Genomic DNA, 434 nt, shown 5'->3' with positions numbered 1-434 from the left:
GTTCTACGCTCACCTGCCGCGTGGCCAGTACCAGGTCAGTGCGTCTTATAACGGCGTGGTACGTCAGGGCACGCTTGTGGTGCCGGCACATGGAGCGATCGTGCGCACGATGACTTGGCCCCGCTAAAGGACTCGGTAGCGACGTCGGCAAACGATGTGTTTTTCAGGATGGCGAAGCATGCGTGGCGCCGGCATTCTTCGCCCTGCCACTTCATTGATACGTGGTCGTTTCAACCGGGGTCAATACGGCATAGCGCGCAGCAAGCTCCCTGCCGAGCAAGATACCCGCGCTGAAGGCAAGCTCGCGGGAAACGTAGCCTTCAGCGCTGGCGGCGGAAATCCAGGACGAGCATTTTCCACCGGGCGACACGAACCGGCACTCGCATTCCCAGCGCTTGTCCCTTCGCCGCTTTGTACGAACATCCACCCAACCC

General features: G+C 60.8%; 1 protein-coding gene. It reads right to left on the bottom strand.

What is annotated here, in order from left to right; translation table 11 throughout:
• Positions 1–211: 211 nt before the first annotated feature.
• Positions 212–434: hypothetical protein (locus D7V88_RS43750; protein WP_120546010.1), on the bottom strand; the 223-nt coding region annotated here is incomplete at its 5' end.

The organism is Corallococcus terminator, from assembly GCF_003611635.1.
In the GTDB taxonomy this organism is placed as follows: Bacteria; Myxococcota; Myxococcia; order Myxococcales; family Myxococcaceae; genus Corallococcus; species Corallococcus terminator.
Note: the sequence above shows the minus strand (reverse complement) of the source record. Positions and strands in the feature narration are given on the sequence as shown.